Here is an 18,296-nt window from a genome sequence, read left to right as displayed (position 1 = left end):
TTCAGCTTTACAGCATACCTCGACTTCGTAGTTCTTTTTCAATAGCAACCTTTACAAAATCTTCAATGGTCATGTTCCCTTCTTGCTCAATAACCTGAGTAACCTCTTTTATATCAGACGGAATCACAGTATGAATCGTTTCTAAGTCGCTATCCAGCGTCACACCTTTATGGCGGACGATTACCTTCTCTTCAGTGCAATTATGTGTAAAAGGTCTATTGCTGACTTATGTTCTTCTTTATTCAGTAGAAGTAAGGTTGGCTTTACAGATACCTCAATGCTTGTTTCATCTACTTTTAACTTCATGTTATTAGGTCCGATTAATTGGAAAACATCTCTACCACATCATATATTGGTGATTGCAAATGACTTGGCTTAACAAAGCGGAATACACAATACCCACGCATGTTATTGGCTGTTTTTTCTTCCAACTGAACAGATGACTGATAACCTGTACTTACAAGGGTTTCTAAAGGTAAATCCGTACCTCTTTCGGTTTTGGCTAAAACATCGCCGTCAGTTGAAACTTCAGTAACCCTTGCTAATTCTCCAGTTGTAGAGTGAACAAAGGATTGAAACAAAAAGGAATTGGTCTCTTTATCGTAGATTGGAGTTTTTCGTTCAACTTTGTATTGTTCCTTAAACACTTCTAAATCCTCTTTCCTTACAAACGACACCGTTTTCCCTAAATAAAAGGCTGTAAACGAAGGGATTTCTTTTTTAATCAATTTTTGAGCAGTCGATAGAGACACTTGTAGTTCCTCAGCAACTTCTCTATATGTCAGACCTGGCTTCCGATACAGCTCCTTCACTTTTTCAACTGTCGCAGCATCAAAACCCCTTAATCCTTTTGTTAGCAACTAGCGGAATGCGGATCCAAGAAGTAGCGAAAGCCTGATGGGGAGAGCTGTTTTATGATGAGTCCATGGAAGTATACTTTTTATCCAGTGTCGGTAAAAACGATAAACACCGAGACGTTGTAATATTCCCATATGTTTTAGATGCTTTGAAGGTCCTTCGAAAAAGAAGGAGATTACCGGTTGAATTGGACCAAACTGATGTAACCCCTCTTATCCCTAGTCAAAAACAGCAATTTTACGATTTCACTTACCTTAGTCGTTATGTCAGGGATATTATTAATTAAACGAATTTGCCATTTTTAAAGCACAAAGAAAGCGATATAACACCCGATTTTTTCAGGCATTATTTCCGCCTCCCAATCACTTGATAACAGGGCTAATCCTTCAATATATAAGGCAAAAAATAGGACATACTATGCTGAAAACTACACAGGGTTACTTGAGGAAGAAAATAGAGCGCAGAAAAAATGCTGCTCTTACATGGAATCAACAAGAATTCTAAACGAGAAAAATAAAGTTGGAAACCGAGATAACTCATAAAGGGAACACGGTTTCCAACTATTTAGTTCGGTTTACGACTTTTTGGAAGGTTTAAAGTTTTTGTTTTTTCCATTCTGGATACTCAATCCCTTGTTGATTCAACCATTCTAGCCGGTCCACAAACTGACCAAATGTTCTCATCTCATTAAGTTTGGTAAAACCAGAAGGAGTTGGAAAAAAGGTCACGCCTCCTCCGCCAGAGTTTACAGACCAAGCCCCTAGATGGTCTCTCGGAATGATATCCTTGGTTAACTCTCTGAAATGTTTATTCGATGGAGAATCGTGGTGTACTACGATGTAATGTACATCCTTGAACCATTCATTCTTAAAGAAAGCTTTCGCTCTAGACATTGCTTCTTTACTATATTCGTGAGTTTCAATTGAATCAATATCTTCAAAATCCATTTCATCTTCCGTATATATTCTTTCGCTCACATTAATACGAATGGTAAGTGTCTCCTCATTACCATAAACATATATTCTTTTCGTAACTTCTTTCATTTACAATTCCTCCCAAAAGATGGAATAATTTCATAGATAATATGATTGTACTTCAATCGCTGGGAAAATGGGAGAAGTTATCCACCCCGTTACCAATATTTCATTAACAACATATTCCTCCGCTAACAATTGAGGGTCAACTACTACGGCCTGTATGCTGTGTTTATCTTGGTGTTTCCTCCTCGTGATAATTGAATAAATAAAAAAAGCGCACATCAACTCTACAAGTGTTTTGCAAAGTCAATCCGCGCTTTGGCGTTTTTAAAATCATTTGATTTAATCTATCTTAACTATACCTAATCTGCAATTAAAGAGCATTAGAGAAGTTTAGCCAACACACCACAGATAAGTCTAGTTTCTTGTTGGTTTGTTATCGAATTCAACAAATTCTTCAAGGTCTTCTTCATCGAAACCAAATAACAAGTCATCATCGTTTTCAGGGGCAACTTCATTCGGTGCTGGAGCGTTTTTCAATTGTTCCGCTAATACATCACGCTCTTTTTCTACTACCTGTAAATCATTTTTCACAGTTTTTAATTGGTGTTCTTTTTCTTCAAGGTTACTCGATAAAGTTGAGGTTTTAGCTTGTTCTTCCACTAGCAACCTTTTTAATTCATGAATCTGATTTTCCAATTCATTTGTAGTTTCATCAAAGTGCATTTGCATCTTAAGAACTTTCGTGTCATGTTCTTTTTCAAGTTCTTTTTTGGTTTTCTCAGCAACAGAATCCGCTTTTTTTTCAAGAGTGGCTATGCGCTTTTCCAAAGTATTATTAGCCTTTTCAAATGCCTCTTTTTCTTTTCGGATATCACCTACCAAACCGCCTAATCGCCCATTTTCTTTTTGCAGATTCTCAATTTTGTCGTTAAGGGTATAAATAGTTTTCGTATGGGTTCGGTTTTCTTTTAAAAGAGATTTCACCTGTGAATCCTTCGATTTCCCTTCTTGGGCTAGGTTATCGACTTTTGCTTGAAGAGTTTCTGTCTTTTCTTTTTCCAATTCGTACATCTCTCTGAGTGCTTCTGTTTCTTGTACATCACCAATGCGTTCAGAAACACCTAAGATTAGCTTTGCTGCTACCAGTAGTGCATCTTGAGGGCTTTGGTCAAATAAATCAGGTGTAAATTCGTCATCATTTAAGTCATCCACTAAATCGGGATCAAATGGATAATCATTTTCTATGGAGTCCCAATCAATATCAAAGTCTTCTACCTTTACACCGGTATCTTCGAAGAAATCCACCACAAAGTCCTCTTCTTCAAAGTATTGTTTAATTAAATCTTTAAATTCTCCATTTTTATAAAAACGAAGAAAGTTAATGACTCCATAGGTAGGCATTTCATCCATATACAAATTTCTGATTTCTTCGTCCCATTCCGCTGCTGTAAACTTCGTATAGTCTACATCATGAAAATGCTTTGCGAGAGTGTTGTGCAGGATTTCATCCCACTGATTTGCTAAAAAGTTATAGAAATCATAATTCTCTAGCAGATTCTGAGAAACTTTCTCAATTATCTCTCGTTGACTATAAGTATTTCGTTTCAGGTCTTGTACCGAAATTCCAGCTTTTTTAATGATCTTTAATTCATCGGACAGCGAGTGCTCTAAAGCAGCCGGACCGCATGTTCTCAAAAGAGCCGCATCAAGATAGTGGTTTTTTATACCTTCAACCTCGATGTAAGGGAACCGTTTTGTTTTGCTAGGTTTCTTTCTTTTTGTACTCTTGACCATTTTGAATCTCCATCTCCTATTCTTCGTCCCTAATAGTTGAAATACGGCCTTTTTCTTTTCTCATATTATCTATAATTTGGTCCAATTCACGCACAATTCTAGGGCTGGTTTCCTCTTGTCTTGCCTTATAAAGAACATCCTGAGATAGTAACTCACGCTTTTTATTAACGTGCTTTCCTATTAAGCGATAGATTTCAAGTTTTAATGCTGGAATAGGGTTTTGATTAAGTTTCTTCTGTAAAATCGGCCCTACCTCTTGAGGAATCAAGTTTGCATTTTGCAAAGCTGACACCAGCAATATTGCTTTATCATCCGGACATGACAAAACTTTCTCAGCTATTTTAGAAAGTAACCTGAATGGCAACTTTATCAAATGTTTTTGCAGGATGTATTGCTCACCTTCATCACCGTTAAGCAGTAGATCCACGAATTTATTGAATGCTTCGAGATCCCCCATACGCACCATACAGTTCAAAGCATCTAGATACAGCTTGCTTCGTCGTTCATTGAGGTAAGGTTTTACCACAGGAATTAAACTTTTATCATTATCGGCAAGGAAACCGATTGCACCTAAACATTCCTGTTTAATTCTTAAATCTTCTGATGATTTAAGTTGCTCCACCAATAAAGGAAGCACTGATTTGTCCTTTGTATGACTCAAACCTCGAATAATAGCTCTCTTTTTATCTGGATATTTTCTTAATGCTTCCACTAACAAGTTAGTAGAAAACGACATTTGTAATCCGCCAAGTGTCATGCAGATTGGAACTAGCTTATTTTCATCCGTTTCTTTCGCCAACACTTCCGATAATACAGGAATAGCGTCTTCTTTAAAGGAACGAAGGGCAAAGGTGAAAATAGGACGAATGGATTTCTTTTGGTTACTTAGATAAGCTTCAAATACTGGTTTAACCGCTTCTGGACCGAAATCAGAGAAGCGATGAGACAGGGAAATAGATTGATCAATTAAATCATTACGGTTCACGTCTAAGTCGTTAATTCTCTGTATCAGTGGTTCTACGGAGTTTGTATCCCGAATCTTTAAAAGGGCCTCAAATCCATTTACAAAGAGATCAGGATTTAGCATATGTTCCAAAATACCTTGAACTGCTTCACGTTCACGCACCGAACCAGCAGCTAGAATCGCTAAAGCAATGTGCTGAGAACTGTTTGCCTTTTCAAGAACAGCTTTGATAATTTTTCGCCCTTTTAAACTCCTAGCAGTTAATCGGCTTAATAAATGGATAAGTTCTTGCCTTCTTTGGTCAAGAGATAGGTCATATTTCCGACATTCTCTAAAGATGACGGTAATGGCGCGTTCGCCAAATGCCTCAATTTCCTTTGAAGCTTCCCTCCGCTTTTGAGTGTCATCGCTATAAGCCATTACCTCACATGCATCAAGTATCTGTCGGTACTCTTTTTCATTTACATCTTCATCTAGGTTTTCAAACGAAATGTCCACATATCCTATACGTCCAAGGTATTCGACCTCCACTAGTTTCTCATTTCCGTCTTCTTGTGTAGGGCCAGACAATGACGTAAAAAAGTCATCGTCTATCCCTTCGCCTTCATCTTCTTGTTCCGCTTGTCGCATTAATTCTTCGCGTATTTGAGCCTCTTCTTCTTCAGTAAACACGCCTTTTTCATGTAGTTCTTCCTTCGGCAACACTTTTTTCATGTCGGTTAATTTTTGAAGAACACTCGCAGACATTCTATCTTGTAACGACATTCGTTTCAGCCCCTTATTCACTTGATTTTATTGATACGCTCTTGTTTTGCTTTCAAGTTTTCAATTTCCTTTTCCGTAAATTCATGACCGCCAATGTTTACGTCAATTACTTCTGTTTCATCATTTTCTAACCATGCTTTAACAGAAACTTCACGTTCTTGGTTACATTCCACTTTAAGAACCAATTTTGAATTAACAGGTACTGGTTTTTTAAAGTTGACTGTCGCTGATTTCAGCTTTTTCGTATGAATGGATTTAGCAGAAGTAGCAGTGAAAAGTTCTAACTGCATTGCGTTTACGGTCTTTGTTGCTCCTGTACCGGTTACAATGAAGCGATCCTCAATAATCCGTTCAAATGGTAACTTTGTACCTTTTTCTAGTAATGCTACTGGGTCAGCCCCTATTACATCTATATAAACGTTGTTTGGAATCGTATTTGTAAACACTACATCTTGGCTGGAGATTTCAGTATCCGCTATCGAGATTTGGTCACTTGTTTTAAAATTGATTTTGTCGATTTGATGATGATACACAGCTGCACCACGACTTACAGCAAACATTGGATTTATGGATTTGATCGGTCTAATGCGATGGCCAAAAATGTCATAAATACGTTCTTGAACAGTGTGGTAATACGTCATTCCGCCTACTAGGAATACTGCATCAATATCATTTACGGTCATTGTGCCTGTTTTAGCGTGCTCTAGTGCATTTAAGATAGGTTCCTCAATGTTTTTACCTTGTTTGCTCTTTTCGCTATAAAGCAATTCCTCAATAACCGTATCATACTCTTTCTTTGTGATACTTAATGTCGTAACTAGATCCGTAGGCAATTGAGAAGAAAGCATTTCACGAAATGAAAGGTTATCAAACTTTTCCTTGCTCTCAAAGTAATCAAGTTGTTGGGTACGAAGCTGGTTCTCGATTCTTGTACTAAAACTTTTCTTTGCTTTTTCAGCGAAATCAAGAAGGTTTTCCCAAAGGCGCAAGATATCCTTTTTATCGTACTTTTCTTTTAGTTGTTTGAAACTGATGTTTAAATGTTTCAATAGCTTCTTCATTAACTCGTTAACTACTTTTCTATCAAAATCTATACCACCTAACTCGGTATATTGAGAGATAGATAATTCTTGAATATCAATTCCACCGTTAGTGGTTTCACCTACTTGTAGAATTGAAACGTCACACGTTCCTCCACCAAGGTCAAACACCATTAGATTCTTTTTGCTTCCATCTAACTTTAGACGACGAGCTGATGGATCCAGCTTCTTTTCTTCATTTAGGAAGTCAATTAACGCGGCAGTTGGTTCAGGAATCATATGAATACTATCTTTATCAAATCCACTTAACACACCCGCTGCTTTCGTAGCTTGCTGTTGTTGAAAGTTGAAGTTTGCAGGAATCGTGATTACTACGCTGCTGATTTTCTCGCCACCGTAATACTCCTCTGCTTGAGCCTTCAAGATTTTTAACACGTATGACGAAACCACTTCAGGGCGGATTGTTTCATCATCAATAGGCCAAGACACATCTTCACCTATATGTCTTTTCGCTTCTTTAATAACTCGTTGAGGGTACACACCGTTCATGCGTTTTGCAAAGCGCCCAACATACGGATGCCCTTGATCATCTATATAAAGTACAGATGGGAGAGTCTGATCCTGTACAATTGAATTCCCGCTTTCATCTACTTGTGCTACTTCCAATGCGTGAGCCTCTATATCTCCTCGAACAGTAAGGTTAGCAACACTTACAGTCGAGTTTGTTGTTCCAAGGTCAATACCGATATATCTTTTTGTCATACTAGACTTCCTCCTTTATTTCAGTCACTAATGGCTGAATTACAACCCTTCCATTGATTGTCCATCCATATTTCAGCAATTTTATTTTGATTTCGTCGCCTTGACTTGTTACTGGACCATCAATGCGATAATTTTTGATAAGTTCATCTTTACCTACTGAGAATGTATCTCCTAATTCATAGCCGTTGCTGTGTTCCTCTAGGCCGATAGCAAGACTTAAGCTTGAAAATAGGTTTATGAGTCTTCCTGCACTGATGTTAGGATTACTAGGCGCTTTTCCTTGGCTTTCTTCGAATAAATCAGATAGTAGATAATTACTGCTTTCACCACCAATAGCTTGAAGTACTTTCTGGTACGCTTTTTCTTCTACCTGTTCTACCTTTTCTTTTTCTTGCTGAAGAGCTGATTTCAACCGATTAATTTCTTCTTCCGCTATTTTTAGTTGACCAGGTGAAGCTGACTTCTCTGATATCTCAATTTCTTTTTCTACCGCAGGTAATTGTGACGCTAAAGCAAGAGCAGATTGCACCGCGGAAAGAGCATTTTCTAATGATGAAACAATTCCATTTTTCGGCTCGGCATCAGTTTCTGCTTTCTCAACACTTTTTTCCTCTTGAACTGAAAGACCTATGCCACCGACTTCGATAGGTACTTCGCTATCTTCAATGTTTTGTTCATTTTCAGCGGACGGAACTTCTTCTTCACTGGAAATTACCTCATTTTCAGTTTGAGTGGGATGCTCATTATCCTGTTTTGGCTCTAAAGAGCTAGGCGCATTTATTTCCGGAACGTGTTCATCCAATAAATCCTCAACTTGAAAATCCTCTTCGGTTTCATCAATTTCATTTTGCAGTTCCTGCTGACCTAACGATTGTAATTTTTCTTTGAGCGGAGCCAAGAGTTCATCTTCGACATTCGATAAAGCTTCCAATAAGATGGTCCGAATTCCCTCACCATAAACAAGGTTTTCAACACCTATGACTCTTTTGTAAGCATTCATCTTTCCATAAACCAATTGCCCTTTTCTGTTTTGGAAGCCCAATCGGTTTAAAGCATCTCTGTAATCTGACCTTGAAGAACCCTCCATTAACAATGGCATTATGCCTTCGAGGACACGAAGAATGTTGTTGATTTGTTGTTTTCCGCTTATGCAAGTGAAATATCGAATTAATAAGTCAAGGAACAATCTTGGTTTACTATTAAAGGTCTTATAGCTTTGCAAATCACCATCACACACAGACATAAAAGCTTTACGAGAATTTAAAAACTTTAATTGAACCGTATATAGAAAGCTTAGAACAACCGACTGGTTGATTTTCGGCTCTTTTGATTGATTCCAACCCCCAACAATCATTTCAGCTAATCTTTCGTTATCATCCGAAGCACCATGCTCAGCTACGCACTTTTCTACAGAGGTTTGCAATTCCCAAAAGAACGTATCCCGATGGGTGTATTCTGAAAGGTTTAGCTTGTTAAGTTCATCCATAAAGACCTCTTCGTTTACATTTTCCAAGCTAGAAAGAAGCTCTTTATCCGGCTTTCCATATTTCCTTAAAACAGAATCTAAAACTTGAGTTTGAATATCCATAATTCCTCCTAACCTCTCTTATCCAAAAAGTAAGTTTTACCGTTATAAGCGGGAGTCACTTCAATTTCTTTTTTTAGATGACCCAATAAATTAATAACAGTAGGATAAATTTTCTCGCCCCCCACAATCGCTTGTGTTGGTTCAAATTTTTTATTGTGTTCTCCATGCATCAGAAAAACTCTTTTAGGCTGCAGGTCTGCAATCAACTGTACGATTTGTTCTCGGCTCGCATGAGCAGACAATCGAAATGACTCAATTCTTGCATGAAGCTTTTTATCAACACCATTTACTCTTACAGTTTCATCTACATCTGCCTTAGCTGTTTGAATAACGTGATGACCAGGACTTTCTTCATCCATATAACCTGTAAAGGATATGGAATTTCGTTCCTCTTCTATGAGGTATTCAGCGTAGCGAGCGGAAGCACTGTTAACCGTCAACATCCCTGAACTAGCAACAATACAATTATTGCCCGATGCGATATAGTCCTCGATGAAGTCCACAAATGTAAAATCACTGTTACGACGGTTGGAGTATATTTCTTGTGCTGATTGAACGCCTCCGCCAAAGAATAAAGGCTCAGTTTCTTCACTTTGATAGAATGCCGGGTTGATGTAACGGTGTTGTTCGGAAAACCTTTGATACACACGACAAACATCAGTTACTCTCCCGTCTAAATAGAGATTAAACGGCAAATACTTTTCATTTTTGAAAGAGTCTTTCAAAATAAGAATGATCTCTTGTGCCCTTCCCACTGCAAAAGCAGGGATTAACATAGAACCGCCTTTATCCATAGTTCGCTTTATCGATTCAATAAAAAGCTTTTCTTGCTTTGTTCGGTCCATACTGGCGTTGGTAGGTAAAAATCCATAGGTGGACTCGGTGATTAGCACATCTACTTGTAAGTTATCTGGCAAGCTGAGTCCCGTCACAGTCTTCTGTTCACCAACGGAATAATCGCCAGTAAACAAGATCGATATTCCCTCAATCTCCATATGAATGGCAGCCGCGCCTAAGATATGTCCAGAAGGATAATAAGTTATCTTCCATTCCCCTTCTTTTGAAGGTATGGTAAATGTTTTATTAAAATCGACATTGTTTATGGATAACAAAGTGCTCTGAATATCCTCTTCACTGTACATATTCGAGGATTGCTCCTTGCCGATACGAACAGAATCAGTAAGCAACAGTTTCATTAATCTTACCGTCGCTTCCGTAGCGTGTATGGGCAAGTCTTTACGGAGATTATGCACATAAGGCACCGCTCCCGTATGATCCATATGGGCGTGTGTAATTAACAATGCATCGATATCCTCAAATGAGAGGCCTTGTTCAGATAAAGGGGAATAATCGGGGTGATACACATCTTCATGCAAGTGCATCCCGGCATCTAATAGTAAGTGATGTCCTTTCACACTGACCAAAATCGAGGTGCCACCAATTTTTTCTCCGCCACCAAAAAACGTTATTGTGCAATCGTCTAAATTCAGACTTTCTTTCTCTTCTTTTTTCGAAATATTCCAGTAGGCCTTGACCGCTTCTGCCCTATCCGCGTGTTTTGGAAACTCCGCTTTCCAGAATGTTTTTAATTCCTCTGGTCGGACTGCTTTTAAATAATCAGCATAAAGGAGAGTTGTTAATAGGTCATCGGGTGCTTGAATCCGATCTTCCTCTATACCTTCAAACCAATCCACGCCACCTTTTAACTTCATAATGAGGCGAAGATATGAATTTCTTTTGCTCTCTAAAATCACATCTTTGAAAGGTTGTTCTTGAAGTTGGTCAACGGTTTGCTTTGTGAGAGCACGCTGAGATAGTTCTCGATAAAACTGACAAATTATTAGGACATCTCCAGATAAAGTGGCCTCAAACTCAGACCAGTCTGAGCGGATAACCAGGCTAGGTATTTCATCTAGAATCGCAGCCCAATATGCAATATCTTGGATCCTCGTCATTCGTTCTTTGTTTAGGAATAGTAATTTTCGTAAATGGAATCGAGCTTGATTGAAGTTTTTAAACACATACTCCAATTCGATCAAATTCAATAAAGCATGAACATAAAACGTAAATTCACTAGGATTATTACGGAATAGCCTTTCCATTTTATTGGCCACCTCTAGCGAAACCATATACGCTTTATCGGTTTTTCCATATCTGAAGAGATGTTTTGCGATAACCAAACGCTCTACGGAAAGATAATCCATGCCTGGTTGATTTAAAAGCCACTCTAATTCGCCAATATCTCGACTTACCTTTTCCCAAGCCAAGATGAATAAAGGCGCTAGTTCACGTATATCCCCTAATTTTGCAATCCCGAGCCGAGAAGCCTGTAACACAATATTGGATTCATCTAGCGAGTCATAGAATTTGCTGACAAAGGTTAATTCCTCAACATTTAACAAATCAAAATGACCCTTCACCTGGTCATAATGACGTTTTGCTTCGTTTTTAAATCCTCTATTTTCTAAAAATAACGCTTCTTTTAAATTCTTTTTTAGTGATTCTTTCAATCCAATCCCCTCCTTTCTACTGCACCTGTCATTATTAAAAGTTAGTTTAGGAGACCTATGATAATTGTACTACTTTGAAAATTTAAAGGATATGATTTTTCGACAAAATTAGGTAAAAGTTCCAATTTTTCTGATGTAATCAGACTCCGTTCCTTAACAATAAGACCTAAACAAAATGTCAGCAAATTTCCTTACCCCTCTGCACTAGGTATGGAGAGAAAATGCAGGAAGAATACAGTTTTTCATACTAAAATTACCACCATACTCGCAGTATTCGTAACAACGCTTTGAATAAATAAAAAAGCGCAGAGAAACTTTACAATTGTTTTGTAAAGTCAATCTGCGCTTTGGCGTTTTTAAAATCAATGATTTTATCTGAAATTTCATTATACATTCGCTCAATAAAGGTAATTGGCAGGACCCACAATGACCCCTTCCTGTTATATTACAAATATTAGTAACATAAGCTGTTGTTATATCAATTATTTATGATACATTTTTTTATTTTTACTTGGTAACTAGGGTTAAATCGCATTCTATTTTTATTTATAATATAAATAACTATCTTGAGAGCTTATATAAAGGGACGTGTCAGTTTTGGAAGCAGCCTTCTTTTTAGGTACGGTTTTTGATATTGAATTTAAAAGGAAAGAGTTAGAGGAACAGAATTTAAGTAGAAAAGAAGTTAAGGATACACTAGAGAAAGAGTATAGAACATTCTCTAAAAAAAGTGCTTTTACATGTCTTTGTTGCAACAAGCCAGTTAACATGAATCTTACAAAAGACGAAGGAAGACCTTTCTATTTTAAGCATATTGACGGCGAAGAGTGTACTTACTCCGAAAACAGCAAAACCTATGATAAACACATTGATAAGCACGAAGATAAGCGAAAGAAAGATATTGGATTAACCTTATTCAAAGAGATTTTAGAAGGACAACTAAAACCACTTGGTATTGAGATCGAACGCGGATTCTTGTATAAAAAGAAGTTATCGATTATTCCTGACTTCATTTTAAAGTTCCGGAATTCTAATAAAATTTGGGCGGTGGATTATTTCACTTCATTTGCCCAAGGATTAACAACTGGTTCATATGCCCGTCATTTAAGAAAACGGATGGAAACCTATAAAAATGAAGGTTTTTTACCATTTTCCTTTATAGATAGCAGTTGGTTAGCAATTGATAGAGCTACTGACAGAGGAACTTTGTTGTCAGCTGAAAAGTGCGTGATCAACAAAAGCGAACAAGATTATAATTGGGATGAGTTTTTGAGCAACCAAGTCCCTAAGGAAGTATTGCAACACCTTAAAGATGATTTAGGTGACAGCGACTTATACATCGACGTTAATAGCATTTCTTATGTTGATATCGATAAACGGACTTGTAATATAATACGATTCTTAGAATTTGCACAATCCGAAAGAAATATATCGTTTTATAAAATTTGTGACTCTACTATCCCTCTAGAGAGGGCGTTATCCTACAATCCAAAACAAAAGCAATTTCAGTTATTTTCAGAAACTGAACAAACACTAATGCTGGATTTCCAGAATTCTTTAGTAGCAAAGTGGGAAAAAGCCCAAATTGAAATTCAACAAAGAGAAGAACAAGCCAGACTAGAGGCTTTCGAAAAAGCGAGAATGGCAGAGGAGTTAAACAAAAAGCGGGTACAATTAGAAACGGAAAGAAAGTTTATCAATGAGAACTATTACAGAGAGAAATCGATAGGCGACCAAGAGCTTACGCTTGAGATGGAGCAAATCATGAAAGAAGCTGCTCAACGCCCCGTAGATATGTCTCCTGAAGAATGGGAATGGTACAGAAAAACTGGTAGGAGATTCACGAATAAGAGTAAATATACTCCTACTCAACCAGCGATCGCATATGAAAGTACCGAACAAAGGATACAAAGAGAAAAGCGGGAAAAATTCAAAGAAAAATTATTGACCCACCCTATTTCAGGTGAAAATTATTTGGCCGGCGAACGCGAATATTGGAGACTATTTATTTTAAAATGGATAAAAGACCATAAACAGAACGATGTGTTAATGGTTCCAATGAGCAAATTGTTAAAGGACATGAAAACAGCAGGGATCAGTTTTAATCAAATAGATAAACTTGTTCAATATCCTGTAAAAAGCTTTATCACCTTTTATCAGCAGGAACTTAAAAAGGATTTAAAAGAGAAATTAATCCTTACTTATATGGATTGAATTCACTCATTTTTGTTGAACTAATTATTAAACAAACTGGTAGATTCGAAGGCTAGTTACAAGTTATTACTAATCTATATAAGAGGAGTGCAAAAAAATGTTGTGTAAGTATTGCAAATCAGAGATGATGGGTCAAGATAACGACCATATGGGAAATGGTAGATATTCTAAATATTATGGTTGTACGAAGTGTGAAGGAGTATATGAAGAATGGACAGATAAGAAAGGAAAATTTATGTTCGGTAAATGGTGGAATCCTGAAACTAAAGATTATGATGGGGGAAGTCCTTTTGCAGAATAACTCTATGAACCACTTGTATCAGAACTAGTTGTATTCAACACTAATCTATTTTTGGGGGAACTTATGACTAAAGCACACTTTAATACAGATGGAAGAATATTAAGGGACTCCGGTAGAATTATCTATTTTAAAAAAGGCGGAAAAATTGAAGTCATTGGTGAAGACCATCGGAGCTACTTTATCAGGATATTAACAGGAAAACACAAAGGACAGGAAACCAAAGTTTACAAAGAAGATGTAGACTTGGACTGAAATAAAATTTTAATGTTGGTAAATGAGTAAATTAAAAGGGAAGCCTTTTAGTGAAGGTTTCCCTTAATATATATTTCTTTCATCTTGATCGTTATTTTAAATATAGTTTAAGAAGAAACTCACTAATGTACTTTCGTTGCTACGACTATCCAAGAATATGAACCAAGCAAGGTATTTATCGAGATATTTTGAAGGAGCCAATAAAAAGGAAAACTTTATTGATTAAGTTTCTCTCTCACCTTAAAAATCTATCTTTTCTAATAGTTTGATTGATTTATTAATGGCCATAATTTTAATTGTGATAACTCTCTCTTCGATTTCCTTAACAGTAGCTTTGTAAATAAAACCACAATCAATTTTAAACGAAAAGATACTGGCCCATTCCTTTGCAACAAATCCAATCTTCACCGTTCATTGTAGTAACCAAAATTGCGTTCCTATCGTATGGATTATTTGGTTGTCTTATTAGCATTAGTGATTCACCAGTTGATAATTTCTTAACGTTCATTCTTCTCTTCCCTATAGTTATTCCTATTACAGGTAATTCAAATGATGTATTGTTACCTATTTTGCTCGTTTCCCAATTTGGAAAGGACTCTTTAAATTTTTCTTCTAACAAAGAATAATAATCCGAGTCAATAATAATGATTTTCTCCTCTTTCGCTTGGGTAATGGCAGCAGATACTTTTTTTACACTTCTTTGATCCCATCTACCCTTTACTTCGATAACATGTACTTCACCACCTCTATACACTATAAAATCAGGTATGTATGCTCCTAATTCACTATCATAAATTTTAGTTCCCTTTTCATATTTCCACTCAACACCTTGATAATTTAAGATGCGGGCGATATTTGCCTCCCATGATGATTTAAAACCTGGATCTAGATCCGTTCTAAATCCACCAGCTGAGTAAGAAAAATCTCCGTATTCATCTTCGTCTATTGGGAAACTTCGTATATTACTTAATGAAATATAGCTATATCTATCCGGATCTGGCTTTTCATGGTAATAATAATATCCAACTCGAATTCCTGCACTTTCCGCTAAACGGAAGGCGTTTCGTACAGGATGTTCTTGTAGTGAATATTGGCGAGGATTATTTAAGAATCCAATATAAAATGTTAAAATCCGTCCCTCTGTTAATTCCCTATGGTACTTTGCTGGATTTAAGTTTTTATATTTTAAAATCTTATCCATCTCGTCATCCATTTTGCTATTAATCACAAAAATATACTTTTCTGCTTCCCCTTCGATTTGTATAAAATCGATTAATGTAAAAAATTCTGGGAATCGTTTCAAAAAGATTTCTAAGCACTTCCATGCGTTTCCTTTAACACAGTATCTATAATATCCCTGTGTTTCAATGTGCTGGATTCTATCCCTATATTCAGCAGTTATCTTCCCCATTTTTACAAACATAGCTAATTCTTTATGTAATTGTTTACCGTAATCTGTTTCTAGAAAAGATGAAAGTGTGTGGCGGTGCGGGTTATTGGAATGCACAGAATAAAGTCGTCATTACGAATCGATACTTTACAAAATCAGCTATTCTATCTGCTGAAAGAAACAATGTCAAGCTAATAGATCGTGATGGCTTACAGCTTCTATTACGTGAATATCGGGATAGTCTGGAGAATAAGAACTTATTTCGATTCTTTCCACTTAGTAAGCAAGCAATTAACTAAGTCTATATTAAAAGAATAAGCTGAAGATATGTATAAAATCTACATATCTTCAGTTTATTTATAGTTGATATAATGCAAAATTATTTTTGTGAAGATAAGTGTACGTCTAGCAATTGATCTCCTTCAAGGCTCCCGTATGGTTGAATATCTTTCTTTTGAATAGTATCCTTGTACTGTGCAATAGTTGTTAAACAAAGAAGCACAGTCAATCAAATATTTGGGCATTAAAATAAAATGAATTTACTTCTACCGAAATATGAACTTTAGCTTATGATAGTTTTCAATTGCTATAAAAGAAGTTGCTGCCTTTTCGTGGCATAGCAACCTCGCTAGGAAACAAGTTTTGAAATACTTACGGTCTAAAGCATTCACAACTCGATAAATAATAATTAGACACCCTGTTCATAGTCTTCGATTTCCAAAGAATTGAATGCTTGCCAGTTATCTTTGAAGATCTGATGAAATTCTCTTTGTGAAACAGGCTTTTTATTACTTGGCGTTAATTGCACATAGGCTGCATAAACTGCCGCTTGAATGCTCACGCGCTGATCAGCTATTATTGCATTAATTATTTCTTCATCTCTCGGTGAAAGATACATATTTTCTTCCTCCTGTCTCTTTTCTTTTAAGTTTCTTAAGAATATATAAACTCCTAATTAACCCCATGTCTTTGCCCTAAGTCAATCAGCAAGCTCCTGTGTTCTAGTCAGCTGCTCTGTTTCAAGGATTTATGTCAAGTTAAATACTCTTGAGCCCACGCGCCCTTGGACTACAATGCCTTGAGTAGTGTTCTACCCTTTATTTTTCAAAATGTTGAACATTTCATCTTTATGTCTACTTGCCTTTTCTTCTGTCCACTTCCCATCGCCAAGTCTTGTCATTTTTTCCATGACTTTTAATTTCAGACTTTGATTGATGATACTCGGATATGAATTGATTTTTCCAGCAGGTGGCAAGTTAGAAAACTTTGAGTTCCCCGAAACCGTTAGTAACGCTAGATTACCGAATCCGTTCAAGTCATGTTGTTCCCAACATTCTCCTTCAACCGGATGTTGCGGTTGGAAATGTTCAATGGAACTTCTAAACTGGAATTGCCAATCATCTTGAAATGGTGATATGATTTCTTTTCCATCATATGAATAACCATCTCGATAAATTAAATAATCAAGATAAGAAAATACAATTCGTTCAACTCCAAAACCATTCCTGTTTTGATAATCGGAATCAACAACCTTCTTATTACAATAGTTTTCTAACAAGGGAATAATGTCAGTTGCCTCGTTTTCTAACAAGTTAGATAAAACCACCGAAATCCAGTGCATAGTTTTTGGTGATGTATAAGTAATACGTAAACAAGATTGAAGGGTTCTTAGCTTCTTATTATCATTACCTTCATCACCGAATGTGCCAACGTATTTAGGTTTATCGCTATTTTTCTTATTATCATGATATTTTTCTAAACGTTGCAGAGACCATTTACCCGTTTCTTTGTAATCTCTAGCAAACTCACGTTTTAACACATACTTGTCAAATAGCACTCGACACTTCAATAGAATGAATAAGAAATCTTTTGCTTTTTCAGGTGTTGACCATGCCCAAGATAGATTATTAAGGAAGTGTTTATCATCAAGACTTGCATCTTCTTCTCCGAGTTTTCTCAAAACAGCATTGACTTGCAATAAGAAGTTTGGAAAAGAAATAGTTGATTCAAAACGTTCATTCTCATCTTCGGATTGCGTGGTTAACACATTAAGCATTTTATTATCTCTTAAGATTTCAATCAAAGTTTTTTTATCTATTGATTCATTAGCTGTCGGGATTTTACTTTTTATCGAATCAAAATCCTTAATTGATTGACATAGACTGCTCCAGTTCTCAGTAAAGATACTTCTTCGCACTTTCACATCAAAATTCATCTGAACATACGAATTCATATCAGAACATTTTTCCCAAATCAGCGCTGCTATATTTTTGTCGAGGTCGCTTTCAAGCACTTCTAACAACTTAGCTTTAGCGATTTCATGAAGTTCTAATTGTTCTCCACGGGTATTCATAATTTCAAAGTAATGGTTTAAATCAATATTCTGCGGGACTTGAACTCGAATAAGAAAAACTCGTTCCAACTTTTGAACAAAGCTGCTTTTATCGATATTTTTATTCTTGAAGTAGTTATCAACGATTTGAAAACCATTCAAGATTTCTGGTGATGATAATTCTTCAATTAATTCCGGATTACTACTATCACTGACATAAGATAGGGTACGATTTGATTTTTCACGAGCCTCAAATCTCAACGCTTCTTTCGCAAATACAACACCTAAATACTTCTCGAGAAGATATAAAGTCGTTAATCGCTGCTGACCATCAATTACTTCGTAAACATTGTTATCCGTTTGATTAACAATCAAATTACCTAAAAAGTAGTTTTTATTAGAATCGTCAATAGAGCTCTCAATATCTTCAATCAATTGTACTATTTGCGTTTCACTCCAAGCATAATTACGTTGATAAATCGGCACTAGGTAATTGATGTTGGCAAAAACGTCTGATACCGGTATTATTTTTAAATCGGCTGTCAA

The 18,296-nt window shown here is 36.4% G+C and carries 15 protein-coding genes; 4 read left to right on the top strand and 11 right to left on the bottom strand.

From position 1 onward, the window contains the following. Nucleotides 1–7: 7 nt before the first annotated feature. The 8 genes from BANA01_RS29940 to BANA01_RS15925 form a co-directional block, all read right to left on the bottom strand. On the bottom strand, nucleotides 8–163 hold the full coding sequence (locus BANA01_RS29940) for a hypothetical protein (protein WP_169803704.1): 156 nt from the start codon (nucleotides 161–163) through the stop codon (nucleotides 8–10). Between the two features lie 157 nt (nucleotides 164–320). Further along, the gene (locus tag BANA01_RS15955; RefSeq protein WP_063253782.1) at nucleotides 321–860 is read right to left on the bottom strand and encodes a helix-turn-helix domain-containing protein; all 540 of its coding nucleotides are present in this window, start codon (nucleotides 858–860) and stop codon (nucleotides 321–323) included. A 591-nt stretch (nucleotides 861–1,451) separates the two neighbouring features. Continuing rightward, nucleotides 1,452–1,901: a hypothetical protein gene (locus BANA01_RS15950; RefSeq protein ID WP_063253780.1), complete on the bottom strand. Its 450-nt coding sequence runs from the start codon at nucleotides 1,899–1,901 to the stop codon at nucleotides 1,452–1,454. A gap of 351 nt (nucleotides 1,902–2,252) precedes the next feature. After that, complete coding sequence (locus BANA01_RS15945) at nucleotides 2,253–3,632, bottom strand: hypothetical protein (protein ID WP_063253779.1); 1,380 nt, start codon at nucleotides 3,630–3,632, stop codon at nucleotides 2,253–2,255. Between the two features lie 16 nt (nucleotides 3,633–3,648). After that, nucleotides 3,649–5,361 (bottom strand): HEAT repeat domain-containing protein, encoded by a 1,713-nt coding sequence (locus tag BANA01_RS15940; protein ID WP_063253776.1) that lies wholly within the window; start codon nucleotides 5,359–5,361, stop codon nucleotides 3,649–3,651. A gap of 17 nt (nucleotides 5,362–5,378) precedes the next feature. Next, entirely contained in the window at nucleotides 5,379–7,163 is a 1,785-nt protein-coding gene (locus BANA01_RS15935) for an Hsp70 family protein (protein ID WP_063253774.1), read from the bottom strand. Between the two features lies 1 nt (nucleotide 7,164). Next, nucleotides 7,165–8,751: a hypothetical protein gene (locus BANA01_RS15930; RefSeq protein WP_063253772.1), complete on the bottom strand. Its 1,587-nt coding sequence runs from the start codon at nucleotides 8,749–8,751 to the stop codon at nucleotides 7,165–7,167. Nucleotides 8,752–8,759: 8 nt separating this feature from the next. Next, the gene (locus BANA01_RS15925) at nucleotides 8,760–11,261 is read right to left on the bottom strand and encodes an MBL fold metallo-hydrolase (RefSeq protein ID WP_063253771.1); all 2,502 of its coding nucleotides are present in this window, start codon (nucleotides 11,259–11,261) and stop codon (nucleotides 8,760–8,762) included. 588 nt (nucleotides 11,262–11,849) lie between these two features. Between BANA01_RS15925 and BANA01_RS15920 the strand changes: the two genes are divergently transcribed. The 3 genes from BANA01_RS15920 (at nucleotide 11,850) to BANA01_RS15910 (ending at nucleotide 14,028) form a co-directional block, all read left to right on the top strand. After that, a complete protein-coding gene (locus BANA01_RS15920; protein WP_169803702.1) occupies nucleotides 11,850–13,475 on the top strand; it encodes a hypothetical protein in 1,626 nt (541 codons plus the stop codon). A 97-nt stretch (nucleotides 13,476–13,572) separates the two neighbouring features. Then, nucleotides 13,573–13,776 carry a hypothetical protein gene (locus BANA01_RS15915; protein ID WP_063253768.1) on the top strand — a complete coding sequence of 68 codons (204 nt, stop codon included), beginning with the start codon at nucleotides 13,573–13,575 and terminating at the stop codon, nucleotides 13,774–13,776. Between the two features lie 63 nt (nucleotides 13,777–13,839). Then, the gene (locus tag BANA01_RS15910) at nucleotides 13,840–14,028 is read left to right on the top strand and encodes a hypothetical protein (protein ID WP_063253766.1); all 189 of its coding nucleotides are present in this window, start codon (nucleotides 13,840–13,842) and stop codon (nucleotides 14,026–14,028) included. A 358-nt stretch (nucleotides 14,029–14,386) separates the two neighbouring features. On the opposite strand, the gene BANA01_RS15905 is transcribed toward BANA01_RS15910, so the two are convergent. Continuing rightward, the gene (locus BANA01_RS15905; protein ID WP_063253765.1) at nucleotides 14,387–15,451 is read right to left on the bottom strand and encodes a DUF790 family protein; all 1,065 of its coding nucleotides are present in this window, start codon (nucleotides 15,449–15,451) and stop codon (nucleotides 14,387–14,389) included. A gap of 47 nt (nucleotides 15,452–15,498) precedes the next feature. Between BANA01_RS15905 and BANA01_RS29165 the strand changes: the two genes are divergently transcribed. Then, nucleotides 15,499–15,717, top strand: coding sequence for a restriction endonuclease (locus tag BANA01_RS29165; RefSeq protein WP_082799551.1), 219 nt, complete (start codon nucleotides 15,499–15,501; stop codon nucleotides 15,715–15,717). A 389-nt stretch (nucleotides 15,718–16,106) separates the two neighbouring features. On the opposite strand, the gene BANA01_RS15900 is transcribed toward BANA01_RS29165, so the two are convergent. Beyond that, nucleotides 16,107–16,316 (bottom strand): hypothetical protein, encoded by a 210-nt coding sequence (locus tag BANA01_RS15900; RefSeq protein WP_034674268.1) that lies wholly within the window; start codon nucleotides 16,314–16,316, stop codon nucleotides 16,107–16,109. Between the two features lie 192 nt (nucleotides 16,317–16,508). Beyond that, nucleotides 16,509–18,296, bottom strand: coding sequence for a DUF262 domain-containing protein (locus BANA01_RS15895; RefSeq protein WP_034674266.1), 1,788 nt, complete (start codon nucleotides 18,294–18,296; stop codon nucleotides 16,509–16,511).

Origin of the sequence: Neobacillus niacini NBRC 15566, assembly GCF_001591505.1 — a bacterium.
GTDB classification, from domain to species: Bacteria; Bacillota; Bacilli; order Bacillales; family Cytobacillaceae; genus Neobacillus; species Neobacillus niacini.
The sequence above is the reverse complement of the archived record's forward strand: the minus strand, read 5'-3'. Positions and strand labels throughout refer to the sequence as shown.